Source organism: Vibrio sp. IB15 (assembly GCF_016406055.1).
Lineage (GTDB): Bacteria > Pseudomonadota > Gammaproteobacteria > Enterobacterales > Vibrionaceae > Vibrio > Vibrio chagasii.
This window is the reverse complement of sequence record NZ_JAEFCE010000040.1, coordinates 41,629-49,654: the sequence shown is the minus strand read 5'-3', so window position 1 is coordinate 49,654 and position 8,026 is coordinate 41,629. Positions and strand designations below refer to the sequence as shown.

Sequence of the window (8,026 nt, the reverse complement as noted above, 5' to 3'; positions counted from 1 at the left end):
AAAGACTCGCTACCCAATTAATCGCAAAGCAGCTCCGCTTAAGTGAACTACATTGTCCAATGTGAGGGCTTTTTTACGTCTAAAAATCGTTGTAAACACACTGGGCGTTGATGTGAGAAAAAGCAGACTAAATCAAAGAGTTTGGTATATTGGCGTTTGATTAATATTTATGTGTAAGGATCGCTACGTGAAACCAGTAAGTCGAGATTGGGACGAGTTCTGTTACCCGTTTATTTATGAAGAAAGCCCTATCTGTGATTTTGAGATTCTGTCGGATGAGCTTTGTTGCCGAGTTGGATTGGTTCTTTCATTGGAATTGGAACCACAAGTTCGCGAGATCCTGCAACGCCTGCAGCCGAACATCTATCATTTGAATGGTTCCGTACGTGGGAAGTTAGCGATTACTGAATCCGAACTGGTCGAGCTTAAGCAAGATTACCACCGCATCCGTGAGCAGTTAGAAGGTGGCTTCAAAGGGTTCGTATTACCTGGTGGGAATCGAATATCGAGTGAGCTTCATTTGTGTCGTTGCCAGGCTAAGAAAGTGGTGCGAGCTTTGGTGAGCATTGAGCATCATGAAAGTAAAAAGTCACCGGATCCGATTCTTTTTAAATACGCTAACTTAGTTGCGAACACACTGTATGCATTGGCGTCTTTCACCAATCATGTCAATGAAGTAGAGGAAGTGGAATTCGTGAGTAAGAGCTATTCTATGCCCAAAAGCTCTACGCAGAAAAAGAGTGGCTAGCGATTAGCTCTATTCTTATTGAGATTTGAAGAAATAAGAGACTTAGAAGCTAAACCATTGAGCATGATGCTGGTTTAGCTTCGTGAAGAGCCCTAAGCAACCGTAGAGGCGTCGTTTAAGACCTTTGCGCCGCGTAGCATGGCTTCGATTAACTCACCCGCATTGAACTTTTCAAGCGCTTCATGGGCACCCACCTGATTCGCACGATCAACACAGATCTCACTCGATAGTGAGGTATGTAAAATACAGTAAGCATGACTCAATGCACTGTCGTTTTGTACTTCAAATGCAAGTTCGTAACCATCCAATCCCGGCATTTCAATGTCACTGACAAGAAGGTCAATCGCTTTGCCCACGCTAGCTTGGCGTCGCATTAGGTCAATCGCATCCAAACCGTTATTACAGATGCTATAAGGAATGTTGATGCTGTCGAGAGCGTCAGATAGCTGCTTACGCGCAATCAAAGAGTCATCCACCAATAAGATGTTTAGTGCCTTGAGGCGCTCCCTTTCTACGTCGGTCAGCATTGGAATATGCGCGTTCTCGTAATCTGGGTAGATCTTAGAGAGCAGTAGTTCGACATCGAGCATTTGCACGATACGATCTTCAAAACGAGTAATGCCCGTCACAAATACATTACGACCGACACTCGCAGGTGGCGATTCAATACTCTTCCAATCACATTCAATGATTTTATCGATTGAGCGAACTAAGAATGCTACGACCGTTCTTAAGCAGTCGGTCACGATGAGTACACAATCATTGTATTCAGCGGGAGTGATCGGGCGAAAGCCAATCGCTGCAGACATATCAATCACTGGAACCGTAAGGTCGCGAATGGTCACGGTGCCAATCACATGGTGGTGAGAGTAGGGAATTTGGGTCATTGGTTGAAAAGGCACGATTTCCCTGACTTTAAGCGTGCCAATCGCAAAACTTTGAGTGAGGGACAATTTGAACATCAACATTCCCTGTGACTGACTCGCTTTACTGATCGGTTTGGCCATAATTGGCTCCTATTTACTACACGCTTAATTTATAAAGAATAATTTAAAGGGAAATAGCAGTCGCGGCAAGTAACTCTACTGTTTTTAGGGGCTTTAAGGCGGTTGTTTTCGGTTATAGAGTGAAGAATGGTGTTTCTTGGGTTAAAATCACGCTAAATACTCGCTGTCGACGAATGCAAGTCGGCAAGCAGACAGCAACAAACTGAGAGTTATTATGGCAAGAACAGCAGCAGCGCTTCATATTTTGGTGAAGCACAAAGAACAAGCAGAAGACATCATCAAGCAGCTAAAAAAGGGCGCTAAATTTCAAACATTAGCGAAGAAGCACTCAACGTGCCCATCGGGCAAAAAGGGCGGCGATTTAGGCGAGTTCCAAAAAGGTCAAATGGTGCCTCAGTTTGATAAGGTTTGTTTTTCTGGCGAGACGCTGGTCCCACATCTTGTTAAAACGAAATTCGGCTGGCACGTGGTTAAGGTTCTTTATAGAACCTAGTATAAGATATGTGTTAGATGGAATAGAAAGGAGCGTATATACGCTCCTTTTTTGTAACTTATCAGTGAATAATGGCTGAGTATTCATCCCAGACGTTATACGATAATTGTTGCTACGCCCTCAACTATCCGCCGTGACTAATCGGCAGGAGGATGAGGGTTTTTAATGAGTAACTCATATAATAAACACCATTCTTGAGGAAATTTAAGCAGCTTTGCCTTTTAGCCTTTGCCTTGATCTAGGGCGTGTTGATCTTTCGAGCTGATTTTTGCAGCGAGTTGCTGGGTATTTATACAAGGCAGAGGCTTGGATGTGTAGTTAGCCTACATGAGAAGCCGATAACGTAGTAGAAATGACCAGCAAACGCTGCCCGAAGGGTTCGAGCTGGGCGCCCCCGCAAAAAGCGTTTTACTCTTTGTTGAGGGAGATTTGCTTAGAATGACTAGGTTACTTCCCCCTCGCCGCTATTAAAACGCTTTTATCTCGAACAAAATTTAACCACGAAAGGTCAACACGCCCTACAAAGCTGTAAACGAGTTTGGTAGGAGAACAACATGGAGAGTTCAGCTATGTTAAGCAACCCAGCGACAGATGTTATTTTGCATGCCTTTGACTGGTGCTACGCTGACGTAATGAAGAACGCCCCACTGATCCAAGAGTTGGGTTATAAATCAGTTTTAGTTTCACCAGCGATGAAGTCGTTACGCGGCCCTCAGGGCGCTGATAGAGCGTCTGGCACTCAATGGTGGCAACGTTATCAGCCACAAGATTATCGTGTGATTGATAATCAGTTGGGTGACACACACGATTTTAAAGCGATGGTAGACACGTTAAAGCAACATGGGCTGCGTACCTATGTGGACGTGGTGTTCAACCACATGGCAAACGAGTCTGACATCCGTAGTGATCTGACCTATCCAAATGAACAAGATATGGCGTCTTACCAAAAAGACCCTGAATACTATGAATCTATCCGTTTGTTTGGTGATCTTTCTGAGTCGTTATTTAATGAAAATGACTTCGTAGAAGCGTTTGGAATCAAAAACTGGAAAGACACATGGGAAGTGCAGAATGGACGTATTACTGGCGGAGCCAGCGATCCGGGCTTACCAACCCTGTTAGACAACGACAATGTGGTTGAACAGCAGCGAGCTTACCTAAAAGCTATGAAAGCGATTGGTGTGAAAGGCTTCCGCATTGATGCTGCAAAGCACGTGACACTGTCACACTTGCGCAAGGTGTGGACGGATGATATCTGCGAAGAAATGCACATCTTTGGTGAGATCATCACCGATGGTGGCGCGACAGAGGAAGAGTACCAACTGTTTCTTGAGCCCTACCTAAAGCACACTCGTTTAGGAGCTTACGATTTCCCACTGTTCAATACTATCTTCAAAGCCTTTGAAGAGCAGGGCAGTTTTAAATCTTTGATTAACCCGTACTGTTTTGGGCAAGCTTTGTCGAACATGAGAGCGATAACCTTTGCAGTAACCCATGACATTCCAAACAACGAGGTGTTTTTGGAGCATGTAATGGATGAAGTGGACGAGCGTTTGGCTCATGCCTTCATTCTTGGTCGAGATGGCGGTGTACCACTGGTTTACAGTGAATTAAGCACAAGTGGTATCCTGGATCAGAATGGTCAGCCTCGTTGGCTCAATGATTGGCAAGCGCCTTACATGAAAAGCATGATTCAATTCCACAATCATGTTCATGGTGAAGCGATGCGTGTGGTTGAAGCAAATGATGACTTAATGGTGTTTGTTCGTGGAGATAAAGGCATTGTTGTGATCAACAAGTCGAAGCGCAGCAAAACTGCTTCGCTGACTTGGACTGGGCCTGTAACGGATTTATTGTCCGGTGATGTGATTGAGTGTGTTGATAACACCGTTACGATCAAGGTTGAGTCTAATCAATGCATGATGTTGATAACCAACTAATCTGAGCCTCATAAAGATCAATAGATCAGGCAGAAGGTGAAAAGACCAAAAGAAAGACCCGCATACTCGAGTGAGTAGCGGGCCTTTTTAATTTGAAGCTAAGAACCTAGTTCCTAGCAGCCAAAAGTAACTACACCGTAAACTTATTCAATAGCTCGTCTTGCTGGCGAACATTGTCGGTTTGTACTTGCATCGCGGTATTCGCTTCTTGAGCAGCAGTCGACACTTGTGTTGAAAGGTCTTTGATCTTAACTGTGTTGTTATTGATCTCTTCCGCTACTAAGCTCTGCTCTTCTGCTGCTGAAGCAATTTGAATGTTCATATCAGAGATACGCTGAATCGCGTCACGGATACGGTCCAGTGAAGAGTTTGCTTGCTGAGCACTTTCAACGGCATCGGTGGCAGTATCTTTACTTTGATTCATCGCGTTAGATACTGAGCTAGCACCGGCTTGTAGCTGTTCAATCATGTTACGGATTTCAGTTGTCGACTCTTGAGTACGCTGCGCTAGAGTTCGAACTTCATCGGCTACGACTGCGAAACCACGACCAGACTCACCCGCACGTGCTGCTTCAATTGCCGCGTTCAGTGCCAGTAGATTGGTTTGGTCAGCAATATCGTTGATAACTTTAAGAATCGTCTCGATGTTAGCTGTTGCTGATTCTAGAACTTGTACTTCAGCGACTGCTTGGTCGATACGCTCAGATAGGTTATCAATCGCTTGAGTGGTTTCACTTACTACAGAAGTACCGTCTAGTGTTGCGTCGTCGGCTTCACGAGCTGCTGCCGCTGCGCCTTGAGCATTGTTGGCTACTTCTGTTGCCGTTACTGCCATTTCGTTCATTGCGGTCGCTAGCTGTTCTAGCTCTTGCAGTTGCGTGTTCATCGCGCTTGCTGATTCTCCTGCACCTTTTACTGTGATTTCAGTACCACGTTTAATCTCCACACCAATCGCTTTCGATTGAATGATTTGATTTTGTAGGTTTTCAGTAAAGGTATTGAAGCCTCTAGCTAGGTCAGAGAACTCTTTATCTGTATTGGTATCTAGACGCTTAGTTAGGTCACCTTGGCCACTAGCCACGTCTTGAATCGCTTGGTTAAGAGCATCGAGTGGACGCATTAGCACACGAATCAGAACCGTGAGTGCAACGATACTAAGAATCACAGCGATCAAAGAATAGATCATTGAGCTGTTTTTCAAGTCTTCGACCGTTTGGTAAGCGATCTCTTCATCAAGGATGGCACCAATGTACCAATCTTCACTTGGGATATGAGTGAAGTTAACTAGGAACATTTTACCGTCGACTTCGATCTCTTGAGAGCCTTCGCGAATGGTTGCTTGTGGCATGTAGCTTGAAAGCTTTTCGCCGTTATTCTCAGCGTTTGGATGGGCAATCGTTGTGCCATCAGCAGTCACAAGGAATAGGTAACCGGCATCGAATAGGTTTACTTGGTTAACCAAGGTTGCCAGGTTTGTAAGCTCCAAATCGTAGAACATACCTGCTGTGAAGCGTCCGTTATCTTTAACTGGTGTACCAACCGAAATAATTACTTTTTTGCTTGATGCGTCCACATAAGGAGCGGTAACAACTAAACTGTTTTGGGATTTAGCATCAATATACCAAGGGCGAATTCGAGGGTCGTAATCCGGACCTGCTTCCCAACCGTCATCATTCTCGATAACGAAACCGTTTGCTTCATAACCAAAACCAACTGCTAGAAAGCTGTTTTTCAGTTTTGGTTTTTCTAGAATAGTTTTAACGTAGATGCGGTCTTGAGGGTTTATCTCGATGACTTCAGTCGTCGATTGCGCCAATGCTTTTTTGGCGTTCATTTCTGATACTACGGTGTTTTTTACACCAGATACCATTTCTTCTAGGCTCGCATTAACGTTGTTTTGTACAGCACTTCTCACAGTGTAAAGTTGTTGTATTGAAAGCAATGATACTGTCACTAGCAGCAAGGCTGATGATGCAGCAACCACCTTATGGCTAAATTTCATTGAATTTTCCCCTTCTCACAGGCTTTGCGAAGACTAAAGTTAATTGTGTTTTTGTATTTATATGTATCGACAGGATGGAAATTTACTTGAATGTAAATTCACAAAATAGACCACAAAAACACAACAATCTAAACAATACAAAATTCACTAAATCACATATTTGTTACTTTTAGTAATTGCTTCAATGAGTTGAAGAATAAGCAAACTGGGTGTTTAAGATGAAATTAAAAATGTATTAATTTTGCACTTATGCGTTTGGTTTTCTATATAAGGTAGGCATTTTAGATAAAAGATATGAACTTAAATGATATGCCATTTTTAAACATAAATGGGTTTGAATTTATAATTTGCCCATATTTTGGACAATAAAAAGCCCCACAAAAGTGAGGCTTTATAATTCGGGTTGCTTACTTAATTATATAAGTAGTATCTAATTTAGAATATTAGATGAGCAACGCCTGCAATAACTGGAAGTGTAATTAATGTACGCAGAATAAAGATAATAAACAGTTCTGCGATATTGACAGGAATCTTACTACCTAGAAGTAGAGCACCAACTTCAGACATGTAAATCAACTGAGTTACCGACATTGCTGCAATTACAAAGCGAGTCATTTCGTTATCGATAGACGCTGCAAGGATCGCTGGGATGAACATGTCTGCAAAACCAACCACGATGGTTTCTGATGCCGCTACCGCTTCAGGGACGCCTAATAGCTCAAGGAACGGAATGAAAGGTAGACCTAAGAATGAGAACACAGAAGTGTACTCTGCAATGACCAACGCCATTGTACCAAGACCCATAACCACAGGTAGTACACCAAATACCATGTCCACTGCGTTACGAACGCCTTCGCTAAATACAGACTTAACTGATTTAACTTGTGATGCTTTGTTTACTGCTAGCTCAAGGCCCCAAGAGAACGTTGAGTGACCTGCAGGGATTGCATCTGCGTCTTTCTCTGGCTTGCTGCCATCGATGAAAGTGTCTTTCTTCATGCTCAAAGGTGGTAGGCGAGGGATGATTACCGCCGCAACGATACCCGCTAGACAGATTGCTGCATAGAAAGGTAAGAACAGGTGCTCTAGCTCTACTTGAGCAATAACCACAAGACTGAACGTGATAGATACCGCTGAAAAAGTCGTACCTACAACCGCAGCTTCACGCTGTGTGTAGAACTTCTTCTCGTACTGTTTGCTTGTCAGCAGGATACCAACGCTGCCGTCACCTAACCAAGAAGCCATACAGTCGATAGCACTACGACCTGGCAGGTTGAAGATAGGGCGCATGACTTTACTTAGTAGTGTGCCGAACAATTCTAATAAACCAAAGTTAAGTAGAAGAGGCAGTAACAGGCCAGCAAAAATGAACACTGAAAATAGTGTAGGTAGCAGGCCTTCTAGCACTAAGCCGCCGGTGTTCTCTTCCCAAATAAACTCAGGACCTACTTGGAAGAACGCCATGAACGCTGCTGCACCGCCAATCAAACGAACCAACAACCACAGGGGAGAAGGGTTGAAAAGACCGTTTAAGAATGAATTCGATGTGATGAATGTAGGCTTGAAAATGGTGCTTAAAACGGAAGCTACAGACATGAAAGCGACGATTGCAGTGATAATTGAGACTAGGTATTCACCGAAAACTGCTTGAATTGACTTGGCTAGGATAGCAACAGGGATAGTGAGATCGCCTTGGTAGCTAATTGGAGCCATGAAAAGGAATAAACCAATCAATGATGGGATTAGGAAAACCCAGAAACTGCCTTTAGATTTCTCTGTTTGAGCAGTATTCGTGTTGTTAGACATGTTATTGTTCTCGAATTTCTACACGTAAAA

At 43.5% G+C, this 8,026-nt stretch carries 6 protein-coding genes; 3 read left to right on the top strand and 3 right to left on the bottom strand.

The window, feature by feature from the left end; translation table 11 throughout:
- The first annotated feature begins 187 nt into the window (after window positions 1–187).
- Complete coding sequence (locus tag JC606_RS15180) at window positions 188–748, top strand: ATP:cob(I)alamin adenosyltransferase (protein ID WP_137406698.1); 561 nt, start codon at window positions 188–190, stop codon at window positions 746–748.
- A gap of 92 nt (window positions 749–840) precedes the next feature.
- Here the strand turns inward: JC606_RS15180 and JC606_RS15175 are convergent, their stop codons facing one another.
- On the bottom strand, window positions 841–1,755 hold the full coding sequence (locus JC606_RS15175) for a chemotaxis protein (protein ID WP_198778904.1): 915 nt from the start codon (window positions 1,753–1,755) through the stop codon (window positions 841–843).
- A 163-nt stretch (window positions 1,756–1,918) separates the two neighbouring features.
- Between JC606_RS15175 and ppiC the strand changes: the two genes are divergently transcribed.
- Window positions 1,919–2,248: a peptidylprolyl isomerase PpiC gene (ppiC, locus tag JC606_RS15170; RefSeq protein WP_081090320.1), complete on the top strand. Its 330-nt coding sequence runs from the start codon at window positions 1,919–1,921 to the stop codon at window positions 2,246–2,248.
- A 554-nt stretch (window positions 2,249–2,802) separates the two neighbouring features.
- Entirely contained in the window at window positions 2,803–4,188 is a 1,386-nt protein-coding gene (locus tag JC606_RS15165; RefSeq protein WP_198778903.1) for an alpha-amylase family glycosyl hydrolase, read from the top strand.
- Window positions 4,189–4,318: 130 nt separating this feature from the next.
- On the opposite strand, the gene JC606_RS15160 is transcribed toward JC606_RS15165, so the two are convergent.
- Both JC606_RS15160 and JC606_RS15155 read right to left on the bottom strand, forming a co-directional pair.
- Window positions 4,319–6,190, bottom strand: coding sequence for a methyl-accepting chemotaxis protein (locus JC606_RS15160; RefSeq protein WP_137406701.1), 1,872 nt, complete (start codon window positions 6,188–6,190; stop codon window positions 4,319–4,321).
- Window positions 6,191–6,625: 435 nt separating this feature from the next.
- Complete coding sequence (locus JC606_RS15155; RefSeq protein ID WP_198778902.1) at window positions 6,626–7,996, bottom strand: YjiH family protein; 1,371 nt, start codon at window positions 7,994–7,996, stop codon at window positions 6,626–6,628.
- Between the last annotated feature and the right edge of the window lie 30 nt (window positions 7,997–8,026).

Coding starts and splice junctions, on each gene's coding strand:
- JC606_RS15175 (WP_198778904.1), bottom strand. CDS start 1,755: ATGGCCAAACCGATCAGTAAAGCGAGTCAGTCACAGGGAATGTTGATG.
- JC606_RS15165 (WP_198778903.1), top strand. CDS start 2,803: ATGGAGAGTTCAGCTATGTTAAGCAACCCAGCGACAGATGTTATTTTG.
- JC606_RS15160 (WP_137406701.1), bottom strand. CDS start 6,190: ATGAAATTTAGCCATAAGGTGGTTGCTGCATCATCAGCCTTGCTGCTA.
- JC606_RS15155 (WP_198778902.1), bottom strand. CDS start 7,996: ATGTCTAACAACACGAATACTGCTCAAACAGAGAAATCTAAAGGCAGT.